At 62.2% G+C, this 16,443-nt stretch carries 13 protein-coding genes; 10 read left to right on the top strand and 3 right to left on the bottom strand.

The genetic code is table 11. The annotated features are described in order from the left end of the window. Positions 1–52: 52 nt before the first annotated feature. On the bottom strand, positions 53–3,622 hold the full coding sequence (locus VLU25_13015; GenBank protein ID HSR68851.1) for a PQQ-dependent sugar dehydrogenase: 3,570 nt from the start codon (positions 3,620–3,622) through the stop codon (positions 53–55). 98 nt (positions 3,623–3,720) lie between these two features. Between VLU25_13015 and orn the strand changes: the two genes are divergently transcribed. The 6 genes from orn (at position 3,721) to VLU25_13045 (ending at position 7,574) form a co-directional block, all read left to right on the top strand. Then, positions 3,721–4,269, top strand: a complete 549-nt coding sequence (orn, locus tag VLU25_13020) for an oligoribonuclease (protein ID HSR68852.1) — start codon at positions 3,721–3,723, stop codon at positions 4,267–4,269. A gap of 119 nt (positions 4,270–4,388) precedes the next feature. Continuing rightward, entirely contained in the window at positions 4,389–5,183 is a 795-nt protein-coding gene (locus VLU25_13025; GenBank protein HSR68853.1) for a thymidylate synthase, read from the top strand. A 2-nt stretch (positions 5,184–5,185) separates the two neighbouring features. Beyond that, positions 5,186–5,683, top strand: coding sequence for a dihydrofolate reductase (locus VLU25_13030; GenBank protein ID HSR68854.1), 498 nt, complete (start codon positions 5,186–5,188; stop codon positions 5,681–5,683). Positions 5,684–5,732: 49 nt separating this feature from the next. After that, positions 5,733–6,224, top strand: a complete 492-nt coding sequence (locus tag VLU25_13035; protein HSR68855.1) for a pyridoxamine 5'-phosphate oxidase family protein — start codon at positions 5,733–5,735, stop codon at positions 6,222–6,224. Then, the gene (locus VLU25_13040) at positions 6,221–7,135 is read left to right on the top strand and encodes a DMT family transporter (GenBank protein HSR68856.1); all 915 of its coding nucleotides are present in this window, start codon (positions 6,221–6,223) and stop codon (positions 7,133–7,135) included. The genes VLU25_13035 and VLU25_13040 overlap by 4 nt, the downstream gene beginning before the upstream one ends. After that, entirely contained in the window at positions 7,122–7,574 is a 453-nt protein-coding gene (locus tag VLU25_13045) for a (deoxy)nucleoside triphosphate pyrophosphohydrolase (protein ID HSR68857.1), read from the top strand. The genes VLU25_13040 and VLU25_13045 overlap by 14 nt, the downstream gene beginning before the upstream one ends. 168 nt (positions 7,575–7,742) lie before the next feature. Here VLU25_13045 and VLU25_13050 read toward each other — a convergent pair whose 3' ends face one another. After that, positions 7,743–8,189, bottom strand: a complete 447-nt coding sequence (locus VLU25_13050; protein HSR68858.1) for a hypothetical protein — start codon at positions 8,187–8,189, stop codon at positions 7,743–7,745. Between the two features lie 53 nt (positions 8,190–8,242). Next, positions 8,243–9,397, bottom strand: a complete 1,155-nt coding sequence (locus VLU25_13055) for a serine hydrolase domain-containing protein (GenBank protein ID HSR68859.1) — start codon at positions 9,395–9,397, stop codon at positions 8,243–8,245. A 341-nt stretch (positions 9,398–9,738) separates the two neighbouring features. Here VLU25_13055 and VLU25_13060 point away from each other — a divergent pair, with 341 nt between their 5' ends. From VLU25_13060 to VLU25_13075, 4 genes are all read left to right on the top strand, one after another. After that, the gene (locus VLU25_13060) at positions 9,739–10,419 is read left to right on the top strand and encodes an IPTL-CTERM sorting domain-containing protein (protein HSR68860.1); all 681 of its coding nucleotides are present in this window, start codon (positions 9,739–9,741) and stop codon (positions 10,417–10,419) included. Then, on the top strand, positions 10,416–15,731 hold the full coding sequence (locus tag VLU25_13065; GenBank protein ID HSR68861.1) for an Ig-like domain-containing protein: 5,316 nt from the start codon (positions 10,416–10,418) through the stop codon (positions 15,729–15,731). The genes VLU25_13060 and VLU25_13065 overlap by 4 nt, the downstream gene beginning before the upstream one ends. 42 nt (positions 15,732–15,773) lie before the next feature. Next, complete coding sequence (locus VLU25_13070; GenBank protein ID HSR68862.1) at positions 15,774–16,292, top strand: tail fiber protein; 519 nt, start codon at positions 15,774–15,776, stop codon at positions 16,290–16,292. Between the two features lie 11 nt (positions 16,293–16,303). Further along, positions 16,304–16,443: tail fiber protein (locus tag VLU25_13075; protein ID HSR68863.1), on the top strand; the 140-nt coding region annotated here is incomplete at its 3' end.

Genomic DNA, 16,443 nt, shown 5'->3' on the forward strand with positions numbered 1-16,443 from the left:
TAAACCCGCAGCATTCTAGCACAGTAACAAATAGCCCCTCCAAGGCGATGCGTCACTTGTCCGATGAAGGCGCAGGGGACGGTTGATCCGCCGGCTGGAACACGCTTTCGGCGACTGGCAGGGGGGCCAGAGTGGCCACGTCGTCGGGAAACTCGACCCCCGGCCGGTCGTTTTGACGCAGTCCCAAGACGGCCACCGGTCGATCGGAACGGATGAGCAGAAGTCCCTGTAGATTTTCAGCCGGAGAAGGCGTGGACTGGTCGAAGAGTTCCTCCAGAAAAGCGGCCCGTTGTTCTCCGTCGGCCAAGGCAAGGGTGGTCTGCGCCAGCAGTTGAAAGTCGAGGCCGCGCAGCTCCAGCGACACCTCGGCGGCCAGGGACGGCACCTGCGGCGTGGAGAAGCTGTCGCCCTGGCTGGCGATGACCTCAGGCGGGTTGAGGATGGCGACTCCGGTTTGGCGCCCACCCAGCGAGTCGACAAAGAGGGTGGCCTCTTGCAAGGAGCGGGTGGCGGGTATGCCAGCCTCGTAGAGAATGACCTCCTGTCGGGCGTCGCTGCGGCGAAAGACCAGGACCGTTTCAACCGAGGGAAGCGCTACCAGGCGCGCGTAGCCGGTCTGCAGGGAAGAATCTCGGGCGTCACCCGAGCCGTCGCTTTGGACGGTAAAAGTGCCTCCCTCGGCCAAGGCGATGTCGAGCTGCGACTCTCGACCGATCTCCTGAAGCAGCAAGGGCATGGCCTCCGACGAGGCTTGGCGCAGATCCAGCCGCGCTGTTTGCTGGCCGCCCGTGTTGAGCAGGTTGATTTCGGTTTGAAAGCGGATGGGATGAGGCGTCCCGTCGCCGACCTGGGGAAAGAAACGTATCCGGGGAGCGTCGTCGGCCCTTCCCGATGCCAGGTCTTGGACGGTGATCACTCCGTTTTGTCGGGAGTCGGCGTCGAATGTTCCCCCGTCGATCAGCGCCAGGAAGATGCTGTGGGTTCCGATCTCGGCTCCCTCCTGTCCGGCGGGACGGGGAAAGGGAAGTTGCGTCCGCGGTCCGCCATCCTGGCTGAAGAGGAAGGCCTGATTGCCCAGGTTGCGGTCGCTGATGACAAAAACGCCGCTTTGCCCGGCTCCTCCGACACTGGCCGGCGGGTCCAAATCGACGAGGGAAAAGTCGAAGGACCCCATTGGGCTGTCCACCCCGTTGAGTTGCCGCAGGTCCAACTGGGAATCATCTTGCGCCGCCACCAGGGCCAGGGCGGCACCCTGGGTGACCAGGGTGACCGGGATGTCCTCCGCCGTGCGCAGCGAGGCCACCCGAGATTGCAGGCGGTCGGCCACGGCGTCGCCGTTGCCGTCGCCCTGGGGCCAGGCGGCGTCCTCTTGCGAGTCGGGCACTCCGTCTCCGTCCCCGTCGTCCGGCTGGGCCACGGCGACCGCTTGCAGGCTCTCGTTGTCGGGCAGGAAGGCGTCGAAATCGGCCTCCAGCAGAACTCGGTTGAGCAATAGGCCTGAGGCCTGGGGCGAGACCTGCAGCGTCAGATCGAGCCGCTCGGGTTCTTGCGGGTCGGGGGCGTCGATAGACTGTGAACTCTGGCACAGCACGGGATTGTTCGGGGTGCAGGACCACCCGCCGCTCTGAGTGGAGACGAATTCCAGTCCCGGAGGAAGTTCGGCCGTGACCAGGGCCACCACGTCCCGGGCTGTCTGGCCGCTCAGCCTTATGGCCAGTTGGGTCTGCTGGCCGGGCCTCAGCGGATGCTCGAGGCGAGCCTGCACCGAGAGATTGACGGGCTCCTGCACTGGCGTCTGCAAAGTCAGGGAGTCGTTGTCGGGATTGTCGTCTTCAGGAGAGTCGAGGAGGAAAGAGGCTTCCACCGGGGAGAGGACTTCGGGCTCCAGCATCACGCTCAGCTTCAAAGTCCTTTCAGCGTCGGGAATCAGAGGCGGCCCCAACGAGCACTGGGCCGAGGAGGCGCTCAGTTGGCACGCCCAGTTGACGCCGTCGGCCGCCAGCGGCGTGACGCCCTCTGTGAACTCGGCCGTCAGAGCCACAGGCTGCAGAGTGGCGGCTTGGCCGTGATTGCGCACGACGAGCAAGTAGGCCGCCTCGATCCCCGGCAGAAAGGGCAAGTCGGCCTCTCCCGCCAGCGACAGGTCCACTTGGCCCAGGACGCTAGCGGTATCGCTGTCGCTGTTGTTGGCAGGATTGACGTCGTCATCCGTGTCCACGCTGGCTCTATTGATTACTCGAGGAATGGCCGAGAGCTGGACGTCGACGAAGATCCGGACCAGCGAGGTTTCGCCGGGCCCCAAGGCAAGCTGGCGGGTGCAGGAAACGTCCTGTCCCTGATTGCTGCAAGTCCAGGAAGGCGCTTGGATGCGGTTGAGCGTCACTCCCTCGGGCAAGCTGTCCTCGAGCGTGATGGGACTCCGGGTCGATACGACGCCCTGATTCACAACCAGCACGCGGAATTCTCCGGTTTCTCCTACCCTGAAGGTGCCGGAATGGCTCTTTTCCACCGTCAGGTCGGGTCCGTCCTCGGCCAGTTGAAAGATGCGTCCTGTCAGGTCGACGACGTAGAGTTCGCCGGCTTCGTCTTCGGCGAAAGAAGCCAGCGCGATGTCGTCGCGGTTGAAAAGGGTGGTGCGGGTCCAGGTGCCGTTTTGTAACTCGCGCAAGGCCCAGATCCGGCCCGAGGTGAAGTCGCCGAAGATGTAGCGTCCTCGCAGGAAGGGGAAGCGCTGGCCGCGGTAGACGTAGCCTCCCGTTACGGAACGGCCGTCGTCGCGGGGATAGACGTGAATGGGAGGCGTCAGCCCGCTCATGTCGCAGCCGCTCATGGGCTCGAAGCAGGAGTCGCCCTCGACGATGTCCCATCCGTAATTCTGGCCTCTCTCGATGATGTCGACTTCTTCGAAGCGGTTTTGTCCCACATCGCCCAGGAAGAGGCGTCCGCTTTGACGGTCGAAGGAGAAGCGGAAGGGATTGCGCAGGCCGTAGGCCCAGATTTCTCCTCGTGCGCCGGGGGTGTTGATGAAGGGGTTGTCCGGCGGGATCAGTGAAGGACGGTCTACGTCCAGGCGCAGCATCGACCCCAAGATCTCGCTCAGATCCTGGGCGTTTTCGTCCGGGTCTCCGCCTCCGCCGCCGTCTCCCAGTCCCAGGTATAGCATGCCGTCGGGACCGAAGGCCAAGGTGCCGCCGTTGTGGTTGCGCTGGGGCTGCTCAATCGTCAGCAGCAAAGTCTCGGAGGGCGAGGCCCGGTCAGGACTGTTCGGCGAGCGGCCGTATTCGGCCAATACGGTCCGCTGAGATCCCGTCAAGGGGCTGTAGTAAACGAAAAACCGTCCGTTGTCCCGGTAATCGGGATGAAAGGCCAGACCCAGGAATCCGAATTCGCCATCGGTGCGAACCTGGTCGGAAATATCCAGGAAGGGCTGGCTCAAGACTTGTCCGGCCTTCCAGATACGGATGCGTCCACCCCTTTCCACGATGAAGAGCCGTTCCGATCCGTCGCCGGCGTGGGTCATGAATACAGGTTGATTCAAACCTTGGACGAGAGGGACCAGGTCCTGGGCCTGCAGCGGCAGCGAGAGGATGACGGCCACGGCTAGATAGGAAAAAATACGCATCGATCTCTATTCTTACATGAGTCGCGGCCGTGGCCTTAGGATTTCTTGGTTGTTCCTGGCGATGGACCCGGTCGCGGGCCTCTGCTAAGGTTTTGCAGATGTCCGACAAGCGAGAGGGCCTGCTGGTCTGGATGGACTTGGAGATGACGGGCCTGGATCCCGACAAGGAACGCATCATCGAAATGGTCACGCTGGTGACCGACGCTCAACTGAATATCGTGGCTCGAGGTCCCGAACTGGTGATCCATCAGTCCGACCGGCTGTTGGCGGCCATGGACGATTGGAATCAGAGGCACCACGCCCAATCGGGGTTGATCGAGCGGGTGCGCGCCTCAACCCTCAGCGAAGGGGAGGCCGAACGGCGCACGCTCGACTTCCTGACTCCTCTGTGCCAGCCCCGCAGCGCTCCGCTGGCCGGCAACTCGGTCCATCACGACCGCCGCTTCCTGGCCCGCTACATGCCCCGCCTGGAGCAATTCCTTCACTACCGCAACGTCGATGTCTCCACGGTCAAGGAACTGGCTGCCCGCTGGTACCCCGACATCTTCAGCCAGGCGCCCGAGAAGTCCAAGAACCATCGCGCCTTGGATGATCTTCTCGAATCGATCGAGGAACTCAAGTTTTATCGCCGCAATATTTTTGCCTGACACCGTCGGGTCTCCTGCCTGCCCTTATCAGGCCGCGATGATAATCTAAAAAGGTCGCGAAGAAGCACCCCGGCTTCTTCACGCAGGCACCCATTCACGCAGGATTAAGGGAGTTGGCCGTGCGGCAGTATCTTGACTTCATGCAGCAGGTGCTCGATGAGGGCGTCCGCAAGGACGACCGCACCGGAACCGGTACCCTCAGCATCTTCGGCCACCAGATGCGCTTCGACCTGCAGCAGGGATTTCCCTTGCTGACCACCAAGACGGTTCATCTCAAGTCCATCATCCATGAGCTGTTGTGGTTTCTGCGGGGAGATACCAATATCCGCTACCTCGCCGACAACGGCGTCACCATCTGGAACGAATGGGCCGACGAGGCGGGCGAGTTAGGACCGGTATACGGAGCCCAGTGGCGCTCCTGGCCGGCCCCCGGCGGAGGCACCATCGACCAGATCAGCCAGGTCGTCGAGCAGGTCCGCGACAACCCCGATTCGCGCCGCATCATCGTCAGCGCCTGGAACGTGGCGGAGTTGGAGAAGATGGCCCTGCCGCCCTGCCACCTGCTCTTTCAGTTCTATGTCGCCCAAGGACGCCTTTCTTGCCTGCTCTACCAGCGCAGCGCCGACATATTTCTGGGGGTGCCGTTCAATATCGCCTCTTATTCCTTGCTGACCCTGATGGTGGCTCAGGTCTGCGGACTGCGTCCCGGCGAGTTCATCCATTCTCTGGGCGACTGCCACCTTTACCTCAATCACCTGGAGCAAGCCCGCACCCAGCTTTCCCGCACGCCCCGTCCCCTGCCTCGCATGGAACTCAATCCCGACGTGAAGTCCATATTCGACTTCCGCTACTCCGACTTCACCCTCCACGACTATCATCCACACCCGCGCATCAAAGCCCCGGTGGCGGTTTGAACATGACCATTTCCATCATTTCAGCCATGGCCCGCAACCGCGTCATCGGAGTCGACAACGATCTCCCCTGGACTCTGCCCCGCGACATGCGCCGTTTCAAGCAAAAGACGCTGGGCCACCATCTCATCATGGGACGCAAGACCTATGAATCGCTTCAGGTTCCCCTGCCCAACCGCCCCCTTATCGTCCTCACCCGCAACCCCGATTACCGGCCCCGAAACGCCCGCGTGGCCCATTCGATGGACGAGGCGTTGCAACTGGTCGAGAACGACGACGAAGTCTTTATCGCGGGCGGCGAGAACATCTATCGCGAGGGCCTGAAGGTAGCCGACCGCCTCTACCTGACCCTGGTAGAGGGCGATTTCGAGGGCGATGCCTACTTTCCCGAGTTCGATCTCTCGCGCTGGAAGCTGGTCAACGAGGAACGATACGACGACCCCGAGGCCACCTGCCCTTTCCGTTTCCTCGACTACCTGCGGCTGCGGGCCGATCAGGTTTGAGTCCGCCGGCGCTCTCGATGCCCGCCCGACTGCGCGTTACAATGCCGCCATGTCGAGAGAACTGGGGACGCGCATACCTTCCGATCTGGCAGGACGGATCAGCAGTCCAGAACCGGCTGCCAAAGCTGTGCCCCTGATCAGTCTTGATGGACAGGGGTTTCCGCACGTGGCCTTGCTTTCTTATTTCGAGATTTTTCTGCTGCGCGAGCAGGTTTACTTCTTCATCCAGTCGGCCAGCCGCACTGCCAGGAATCTGGAAAGAGCCCAGAAATGCACCCTCATTTTCGCCCACCGGGACTTCATCTACTACCTCAAGGGGCGGGTGCGCCGAGTGGGTGTGCGCCTGCCCCAGACGCTCTACAGGATTGAAACGGCAAGCATCAGCGAAGATTTTCCCGCCGCCGACGAGAGCGAGGCGGTGCTGACTTCGGGAATCCGCTTCCATTCCGATGCCGAAGACACCCGGCGGCGCCTTCGGCTGCGTTCCGATATGGTGGAATTTGCCACCGAAGAGGAAAGGCAGAAAGGAAAGAAGCCTTGAGCCAGGACAGCGCACCCTCCCGCCTGCGCATCGCCGTGGTGCTCAGCTTCGGCCTGTTGGCGATTTCATCGGGCTCGATTCTGGTCCGCTTTTCCCAGGAGGCTCCCACCTTGACCATAGCCTTCTATCGCCTGGCGCTGGCTGTGCTGATCTTGAGCCCCTTTTACTGGCACGCCCGCCGAAAAGGTTCCAGCCAGCAGGGCATCAGGGACTCAAGGGTTTTGATCGTGGTGGCCGGACTGGCACTGGCCCTGCACTTCGCCTTTTGGTTCGCCTCCCTGCGCTATACCTCGGTGGCGGTTTCGATACTTTTGGTCTACACGGCGCCCATCCCGGTGGCAGTCATTTCCTACTTCTGGTTCGGCGAGCGCCTGACTGCCCTGGGTGGGGTCGGATTCGGCCTCACCTTCTTGGGCAGCGGCCTGCTGGTCTTCCACGACCTGGAGGCTCAAGGGGGGTGGACCGGAGCCCTGCTGGCCCTGGCCGGCGGAGCCGCCTTCGCCGCCTACCTGGTGCTGGGCAGGCGCCTGCGCCAGGGACGCGCCCTGCTTGAGTACGTGCTTCCCACCTACGCCTCCGCCGCCCTTTTCTTGGCCCTGGGGGTGGTGCTGGCCGGACTGCCTGTGAGCGGATTCGAGCCTTCGACCTATGCCGCCATGGCCCTGTTGGCCCTCTTTCCTCAGTGCCTCGGCCATACCTCTTATAACTGGTCCCTGCGCTTCCTTTCCGCCACCCTGGTTTCGCTGCTGGTGCTGGCCGAACCGGTGGTGGCCTCGGCCCTGGCCTATTGGATTCTCGATGAGCCGGTGACCGAGTTGATTTGGCTGGGCGGCCTCCTGGTGGGGACGGGTATCTGGTTGGTGGCCACTCGGGGGACGCAAACCCAGGAGGTCACTCTTGAAACGCTCTGAATTTTCCACGGAGGCAGGCCGGGAAAGCGTGCAGGTGGCGGTTGCGGTCCTGCTCCACGGCAGCAATGTGTGGGTGCACAAGCGCCGCCGGACCGGGCATCTGGACGGGCTGTGGGAGTTTCCCGGAGGCAAGATCGAGGAGGGCGAGAGTCCCCTGCAGGCCTTGCTGCGTGAAGTCCGCGAAGAAACGGGGATTGAACTGCAGGGTGATGCCTGCCGGCCTCTGCGGGTCGTCCGCCATGACTACCCCCAGCGGCGGGTGGAGCTGCACTTCTTTCTCTGCCCCTTGCGGACTGCCGGCGCCGCCGGGGGCGGACCAGGGAACTCCGCCCGTGAAGGCGAGGGTCGATGGGTGGGGATCGATGACCTGACAGGCTTGTCTCTTCCCCGGGCCAACCATCCGGTGGTGGACGACCTGCAGCGTCTCTTCACACGCTAGGGCCACCGGGTGCCAACAAGTTCACACACGAATCAAGTTTCAGCGACCGCGCTGAAGGCTCGATTGCTCTCGGCGGTCTGAGGTTGCTCGCTACTGCAGTTCGTCAGGAGTTTTGAGCCACCCTGTCGCGTTATTCCACGCTTTCAGAAGATTCGACCGCAGGTCGCCCTAGCCCCACCACCCCCGCAGCCCGGCCAGGACCACCAGGACCAGGGCCATCACCAGGACCAGCAGAATTCCGTAGCGGAAGCGCGACTGTTCGGCCAGCTTGTCGAGCTTCTCGTCCCAGTCCTCGTCGTTGAGGGGATCGTTCTTGAGCACGCCTTCGGGAGCACCGACCTCGGTGGGGATGGGGCGCAGGTCGATGAGGCGCGGGAAGTACCAGAGCAAGGCGCCCAGAGCGACCACGAAAGCCACCACCCAGACCGCTCGGGGCGGCAAAAACACGATGATGGCCGTGGCCAGGATCACCACCAGCAGAACCATGAAGCGAAAATATCCCCAATGCACTGTGGGCTGGAATTCGTTGCCGCAGCGGGGACATTGAAAACTGCCCCGGCTGAACCAGGGATCGGTCCACAAACGGGTCTTGCAGAAGGGACATCTTTGGGCCATAAGTCGTCACCCGAGGCCATGCCGCCGCCGGTTTTCAGGCTTGCTCCGAGGCGTCAAGGCAAGTCGCGCAAGGAAGCCGCAACCACAGAGGCTACCTTCTTGCGAAGCGAAACCACGCTGCCTTTTCCGTCGGGATGGAGGCGGCTCGTCAACAGGATAACAAAGGTCCGGCTGGAAGGATCAATCCACAGCGAAGTTCCCGTGAATCCGCTATGGCCGAAGGACCCCTTGGGAAACAGGTCGCCGCGAACGGTGGCATAAGGGCTGTCGATGTCGAATCCCAGTCCGCGCAAGTGGGGCTGGCCCGGGGGCGTCTGGGCGGTGGTCATGGCCCGTACCGACAAAGGCGAGAGCACCCTGGCTCCGTCCAGGCTGCCCTGGTTGAGGATCATGGAGGCGAAACGGGCTACGTCGGCGGCGGTGGAGAAGAGTCCGGCGTGCCCGGCCACGCCCCCCATCCGGCGGGTGGTGGGGTCGTGAACCGTTCCCCTCAGCATTTGCCCTTCAAAAGGCTCGCTGGGCGCGATGCGGGCCAGCTTGTCGGCGCTCGGGTTGAAACCGGTATCCGTCATGCCCAGAGGCTCGAAAATCCGCTCCCGGCAGAAGTCCTGGAAGGGCAAGCCGCTGACCCGGCGCACGATCTCAGCCAGGAGAAAGAAATTAATGTCGCTGTAGATGAAGCGCTCTCCCGGCTCGGCCACCGGACGCTCGTCCAGACCCAGCCGTATGGCGGTCTCGTAGCCCTCCCAGGGCTCGTCCAGATCGACGTCGGGCCGCAAGCCCGAGTAGTGGGTGAGGAGGTGAATGAGACGGATGGAATCTTTGCCATGAGCCTCGAATCCGGGCAGGTAATCCCTGACACGGTCGCTAAGGGCGATTTTGCCCTCCTCCACCAGCATCATGACGGCCGGGGCGGTGGCCATGACCTTGGTCAGGGAAGCCATGTCGAAGATGGTGTCCCGCGTCATCTCTTCTTGCTGCGGCTGCAGCGCCCGCACACCGTAGGCTTTTTCGAAGACGGTCTGGCCCCGCCAGGAAACCAGCACCACCGCTCCCCGCGCCTGCCCTTCGCCGAGGGCCTTTTCGATGACCTCGTCCAAGTGCCGCAAATGGCCGCGGGAAAGGGTGTAGTGGCCGTCTTGAGAGGGTGGCTGGGTGGCCGGAGTGCAGGCCGAGAGAAAGGCAACCAGGAGGAGTCGCGTCCACAAGCGCTTCTTTTTGGCCAGAGCCCGCATCGATGGCAAGTATGGTGCGTGGGGTGAGAAATTTCAACATTTGATGACAGCTAGCTTGTCTATCCTGCATCCGGAGACCTGGCAACCGAGTGCTATCGATGGTTTTTTCCATTTGCGATTGGAAGTTTGTTGCGCTACCATTTGCGATCAACGGATGAGTTCAGCCGAAATCGTGTAGCTGAGCGCCTTCGGTGCGTTTCGCTTCGCTGAAGACTTCGGAGGCCAGGGACTGCACTCGTGGCGGTCTGTGGCTTTCCTGAGGGAGCAAGGGTGGATTGCTCCCGTCGGGCCGGGCCCAGTGGGGAAGGATGACCTTGAAAAATTTAGCCACGACTTTATCTCTTTCTCTCGCTCTTACATTAGCAATTGCCTCGTTAAGCGCCTCAGAGCCGGGTTCGGACAAGAAGATCAAGCCTCGCGGCGCCGCTCCGGGCGTTGTTCTGCAGGTCAACGGCGGCAACGGTTTTGTGGGCGGCACGGTAGACTACCAGGTAGTCGCCATGGGACTGCCGTCGGGCGCCACGCCCGCGCTGGGCGCCTATGACCTTCAGTTGGGCTTCGATCCCTTGCAGCTGGCCTTTCAGTCCATCTCCTTCGCGGACTCGCTGGGAGACGAGGGCCTGGGCGAAGCCTTCAGCTTGAGCGCCGACGGCGCCGGCACGGTCGATGCGGCGACGGTTTCCCTGCTGGTTCCGGCCACCTTGGTTACCCAGCAGCAAGGCGATCCCATTCCGCTCTTTACGGTCACCTTTCAAGCGCTGGCGGCGGGCACGCTTCCCGTCAGCCTGGCGCTGAACGCACCCGCCGGAGACCAGAACGGCGATCCCCTCGCGTCGCAGCAAGTGGGAGGAGAGGCCAATGTGTCGGCCGAGGCCCCCGTCACCCAGATTCCCACCCTTTCCCAGTGGGGGCTGATCCTTTTCTCGGCCTTGCTGATGGGGGCCGGCCTCAAGCTCATGCAACGCATACGCAGCCGCGCCGAGGAGGTCCGATGAGCCGCCGCATCCCTCCTTTTGCCGTCCGCTTGACCTGGCTCCTGGCGCTGCTGTTGGCGGCCCCATTCCTTTGGGCCCAGTCGGCTGATCTGGACAACGACGGAGACGTCGACCGCGACGACATCCTGATCATCCTGATGGCCCTCAACGAGCCGGCCATGGCCATGGACCCGCGCGATCTGGACAACGACGGGACCATCACCATACTGGACGCGCGCAAAGCGGTGATTCAGTGCGACCGCAACCTTTGCGCCACGGAAGACCAGCAGCCTCCCCAGATCGACCTCAACGGTCCTCCGCCCGACACCGGAACCGGCTTTGCCGCCACCTTCACCGAGAATGGCGGGCCTGTCTCCGTAGCCGACAGCGACGCCACGGTTGAAGACAACGACATGAGCCAGTTGGAATCGGCAACGGTCACCATCCGCACCCTTTTCGACGCTGCTGACGAAGTGCTGGCCGCCGACACTACGGGGACTTCCATCGCAGCCGCTTATAACCCGGCCACCGGCGTCCTGACGCTGACCGGGCCTGACAGCGTGGCCAACTTCCAGCAAGTCGTGCGGACCGTCACCTACGACAACCTTTCCGACACTCCCGACACGACAACCCGCAATATCGACTTCCAGGTCATGGGACCAGCCGCCGGCGAGGTCAGCAATACGGCCACGACCGTGGTCACAGTCGTGTCGGTTAACGACGATCCTGTTGTTGACCTCAACGGAGGCGCTGCAGGAGTCGACTTCGCCGCGACCTTCACAGAGGGCGACGGCCCGGTATCGATCGTCGACCCGACGGCCACCGTGACCGATTCTGACAACTCCACACTGGTCTCGGCTTCCGTAACCATTACCAATCCCCAAGACGGCGCCTCCGAGGTTTTGGCGGTTTCGGGCTGTCCGGTCGGCCTGACAGTGACTCCCGGCCTCAACAGTCTTGACATCTCAGGGATGCAGCCCCTGGCGGATTACCAGACCTGCTTAGCGTCGGTCACCTACGACAATATGGCCTCGCCTGCCACCCTGAGTCCCGCCCGTCTCGTTGAGTTCGTCGTCGATGACCCCGACGGCGGCACGGGGTCGGCCACCAGCACAGTCACCGTCCTTGAGCCGGCCCAGGGGATGATCAACATCGTCAAAGACACCGTTCCTGACGACCCGCAAGACTTCGCCTTCTCCACGACCGGCGGCCTGACTCCTTCTAATTTCAGTCTCGATGACGATGCAGACGGAACTTTGCCGAACACCCAGAGCTTTATGGTGGATGCCGGCAGCTACACCGTCACCGAAGCGGCAGCGGCGGGATTCGATCTGACGGCCCTCGACTGTGTGGACAGCGACGGGGGCGGAACGGCTTCCAGCGGCGATCCCGGTACGGGCGTGGCCACCATCAATCTGGAGGCGGGCGAAACGGTCACCTGCACCTTCACCAACACCAAGCGCGGCACCATCAGCATCGTCAAGGACACGGTGCCCGATGACCCCCAGGACTTTGACTACACGGCTACCGGAGGCCTGAGTCCCTCCAACTTCAGCCTCGACGACGATGCCGACGGAACGCTCTCCAACACTCAGACTTTCCTCGATATCGTGCCCGGCAGCTACACGGTCAGCGAAGCGGCCGCTGCGGGATTCGACCTGACCTCGCTGAGCTGCGTGGACAGCGACGGAGGCGGAACGGCCTCCAGCGGCGATCCCGGTACGGGCGTGGCCACCATCAATCTGGACGCGGGCGAAACGGTCACCTGCACCTTCACCAACACCAAGCTGGGCACCATCAACATCGTCAAGGACACGGTTCCCGACGACCCCCAGGACTTTGACTACACGGCTACGGGAGGCCTGAGTCCCTCCAACTTCAGTCTCGACGACGACGCTGACGGAATGCTCTCCAACACTCAGACCTTCAACAACGTCGCTCCCGGCGGCTACACGGTCAGCGAAGCGGCCACTGCGGGCTTTGACCTGACAGCTCTCGACTGTGTGGACAGCGACGGAGGCGGCACGGCTTCCAGCGGCGATCCCGCAACGGGCGTGGCCACCATCAATCTGGACGCGGGGGAAACGGTCACCTGCACCTTCACCAACACCAAGCTGGGCACCATCAACATCGTCAAGGACACGGTTCCCGACGACGCCCAGGATTTTGACTACACGGCTACGGGAGGCTTGAGTCCCTCCAACTTCAGTCTCGACGACGACGCTGACGGAATGCTCTCCAACACTCAGACCTTCAACGACGTCAGTCCCGGCGCCTACACGGTCACCGAAGCCGCGGCACCTGCCGGATTCTTTCTTTCAGAGATTGACTGCACTGACAGCGATGCCGGCGGAACGGCTTCCAGCGGCGATCCGGGAACCGGCGTGGCAACCATCAACCTGGAGGCGGGCGAAACCGTCACCTGCACCTTCACTAATGTGGCGACCGAGCCTCCCACGGCGGTTGATGACACGGTGGCAGGGGCGAGTTCTCCGGGCGACACCTACCACACAGCTCTCAACACTCCGCTTGCCGTGCCGGATGGGGCAGACGATCTCTTGAACAATGACACTCTGGGCACTCCCGAGGCGGCGTTGGTTTCCTTCGGAGGCGGAGACGCGGGCGGAACCGTGGACAGCAACGCCGCTGGCGGCACCGCCAACTTCGGAACGGGTTCTCTGCAGGTCAACGCCGACGGCAGCTTCGACTTCACGCCCGACAACAACTTTACGGGCCTGTTCACCTTCGACTACAAGATCGAAAACGTCGCCGGCAGTTCTACGGCCACCGTCACGCTGGCTGTTGGATTCCGCCCGGTTGCGGTAGCCGACTCACGCACCGCTACCGGAAACGTCAGCATCGACACCTCGACGATTCCATTCAGCGTCTTGAGCAATGATACCGGAGACCTGATCAGCTTCACCGCCATCGACGCGGCCAGCACCAATGGAGGCCAGGTGGCCCATCTGGGCTCGGGACAGTTCAGCTACAACCCGCCGCCGGGCTTCGAGGGCAACGATACCTTCGACTACAGCATGGGCAATGGCTTCGGAAACGTTTCCGCCACGGTCACCGTCACCGTCAGCGACATGATCTGGTTCGTGGACGCAACGGCCATGTGCCCCTGCGACGGACGCCTGAGTAATCCTTTCAACGAACTGGCTGGCGCGGGCGGCAGCGCCTTCGATACAAATGCCGCCGATGACCCTGGCGACAACATCTTTTTGGCCGACGGCTCCTACACCGGAGGATTGACCCTGCTGGCCAGCCAGCGATTGATCGGCGACGGCTCCACGGGGACTCTGGCCGGTCTGACCGGCATCACTTTGGCGCCGGGAAGCGCGTCCCTGCCCACCTTCTCGGGCACCGATCCCACTATCACAACCACCAACGTCAACGCCCTCACGCTGGGCAGCAACAATACCGTTCGCGGTCTGACCATCGGCAACACGGGCACCGGCACCGGGATCATCGGCAACTTCGGCACGCTGGTGGTCCGTGAGGCGACGATCTCGGGGACGGGACAGGCGCTGGATTTGAGCAACGGCACCTTGGACGCCATTTTCGACGCCGTCTCCTCCACCAGCGGCACCCATGGGGTCGACCTCGACACGGTTTCGGGTTCCATCGACATGAACGGCGGGGCGCTCTCCGGCTCCACCTCCAGTGCCTTCGTGGTCAACAACAGCAGTGCCACGGTCGAATACAACGGCACCATCACCAACACTTCGGGCCGATCGGTGGACGTGCAGGGAAGCACCAGTACAGTGACCTTCACAGCGCTGATCAACGACGACGGCAGCGGCGTGTTTCTCAACAACAACACGAATGGAACGATCAACTTCCAGGGCGGCATGAATCTCGACACGGGCGCGAATACCGCCTTTACGGCCACCGGGGGCGGGACGGTCAACGCCACCGGCGTCAACACCATCGGCTCTGCCGGAACGCCTATTACGGGGCAGGCCGTCAATATCGCCAACACTACCATCGGGGCCGGCGATGTGACCTTCCGGTCGGTCTTCGTCAATGGCGGAACCACCGCCATCAACCTCAACACGACCGGCACCATGGGCAGTTTCATCATTACCGGCGTGGACGGACCCTGCGGCAATACGGCCATGGCCAAGGACTGTGACGGCGGCATCATTCAGAACACGACCGGAAACTCGATTGTCCTCAACAGCACTTCAGCCCCGTCCTTCTCGAACCTGCGTGTCACTGGCAGCGGAGCCAACGGCATCAGCGGCACCAGCGTGACCGGCTTCACGCTCAACGACTGCGACATCACCATGAACGGTGATGCCGTCAATGAAGGCGGGCTGCGCTTTGACGCCAATCTCCTGGGTACGGCGACGATCTCCAACAGTCTCATCAGCGGTTCGGCTGAACACAACATCGAGATCGTCAACAACACCGGCGTCCTGACGCTGTTGACCATCTCGGGCAGCGAAATTGCCGACAACAGCGCCGCTCTGGGCGCGGACGGCCTGTTGCTGGAGACTCAGGGAACGGCTCAGGCGACTGTAAGCGTCTCCAACAGCCGTTTTGACGACAATCAGAGCGACGGGATCCAGATCAGCGCCATTGGCAGTTCCAGTGCCTCGCTGACGGTCATCGACAGCACCTTTACGTCCTCTCTGGAGGCTTCTCCAGGGGGCAGCGTGGCCGCCCGCGCCATCGTTTTGAGCGCTTTCACCAATGCTGACCTGACCTTCGATATCGGAGGTCCAGGCGACGCCAACACCTTTACCAACTTCTCCCCCAACATCGGAGAAGAAGCCATCAACGTGGCCCTGGGGTCGACCTCGACGACTTCTTCGATCACCAACGGCAAAATCAGGAACAATACCTTTACCAACAGCGGCGGCGCTGTCGGCATCGACGTCCGCGGTGACGGTTTATTGAGAATGTTGATTGACGCCAATATCGCCAACACGACCGCCCGTCAGGCCATCGACATCATTACCGGGGATGCGGTGGGCGATGCGGCTGACGTCGATCTGACCATTACCAACAACGACCTGACGGTCAGCGGAACGGCTGCCAATCCCAACAATGAGGCCATCGCATTCCTGGGTGATCGCGATACCAACAGCTGCCTCAACGTCCGCGGCAATACCGGGGTGGCTTCCGGTACGCGTGAAGACATTGCCATTGAGGACTTTACGACCGCGTCGGGAACGGTGCGTCTGGAAAGTGGAGCCACGGATTGCGGCGGCAGTCCCTGCGCTGACGGTGAAGCTCATTTGCTTGCAAACAACACGATTACCGACGCATTCACCGACCCGCTGGTCCTGGTTGCGCCGGGAACATGTGATACCCCCCCCTAATCGGACACCCTCTAGTCAAACTAGAACTTGAAAGGAGTCAGCGTGTCAGAACCCTTTTTAGCCGAAGTCAGGATGGTCGGATTCAACTTCGCCCCGCGGGGGTGGGCCTTTTGCGACGGCCAGATTCTGCCCATTAATCAAAACCAGTCTCTTTACTCGCTGCTGGGCACCACCTATGGTGGCGACGGACGGACCTCGTTTGCGCTTCCCGATCTGCGGGGACGCACACCCATACATGTGGGGAGCAGCAACGGGGGGGGCGACCACCGCGAAGGGCAGAAGTCCGGCGAAGAGACCCACACCCTGGCCGCCAACGAAATGCCACAGCACAACCATATCGTGAAGGCCTCTTCCAGCGATGCCGACTCGGGTCCGCCGACTAACCACGTCTTGGCCCGCAGCACAACGCCCGAGGCTTACCGGGCCGCCGGCAACCTCGGCAACATGTCCACTCAAAGCGTCCTCAACGTCGGAGGCGGACAAGCTCACGAGAACATGCAGCCCTACTTGACTGTCAATTTCTGCATTGCGCTTCAAGGGCTTTTTCCTTCTCGCAACTAGGAGGTCTTTCCATGTCAGAACCATTTGTTGGAGAAATCCGCATGTTCGCGGGCAATTTCGCGCCCCGCGGCTGGGCCTTCTGCGACGGGCAATTGCTGGCTGTCTCACAGAACGATGCTCTCTTCTCTCTTCTCGGGACCATTTACGGCGG

Source organism: Acidobacteriota bacterium, assembly GCA_035471785.1.
Lineage (GTDB): Bacteria > Acidobacteriota > UBA6911 > RPQK01 > DATIPO01 > JANQFM01.

What these genes read in the sequence shown, in the direction of transcription:
- VLU25_13015 (HSR68851.1), bottom strand. Translation starts at nt 3,622, where the DNA reads ATGCGTATTTTTTCCTATCTAGCCGTGGCCGTCATCCTCTCGCTGCCG.
- orn (HSR68852.1), top strand. Translation starts at nt 3,721, where the DNA reads ATGTCCGACAAGCGAGAGGGCCTGCTGGTCTGGATGGACTTGGAGATG.
- VLU25_13030 (HSR68854.1), top strand. Translation starts at nt 5,186, where the DNA reads ATGACCATTTCCATCATTTCAGCCATGGCCCGCAACCGCGTCATCGGA.
- VLU25_13035 (HSR68855.1), top strand. Translation starts at nt 5,733, where the DNA reads ATGTCGAGAGAACTGGGGACGCGCATACCTTCCGATCTGGCAGGACGG.
- VLU25_13050 (HSR68858.1), bottom strand. Translation starts at nt 8,189, where the DNA reads ATGGCCCAAAGATGTCCCTTCTGCAAGACCCGTTTGTGGACCGATCCC.
- VLU25_13065 (HSR68861.1), top strand. Translation starts at nt 10,416, where the DNA reads ATGAGCCGCCGCATCCCTCCTTTTGCCGTCCGCTTGACCTGGCTCCTG.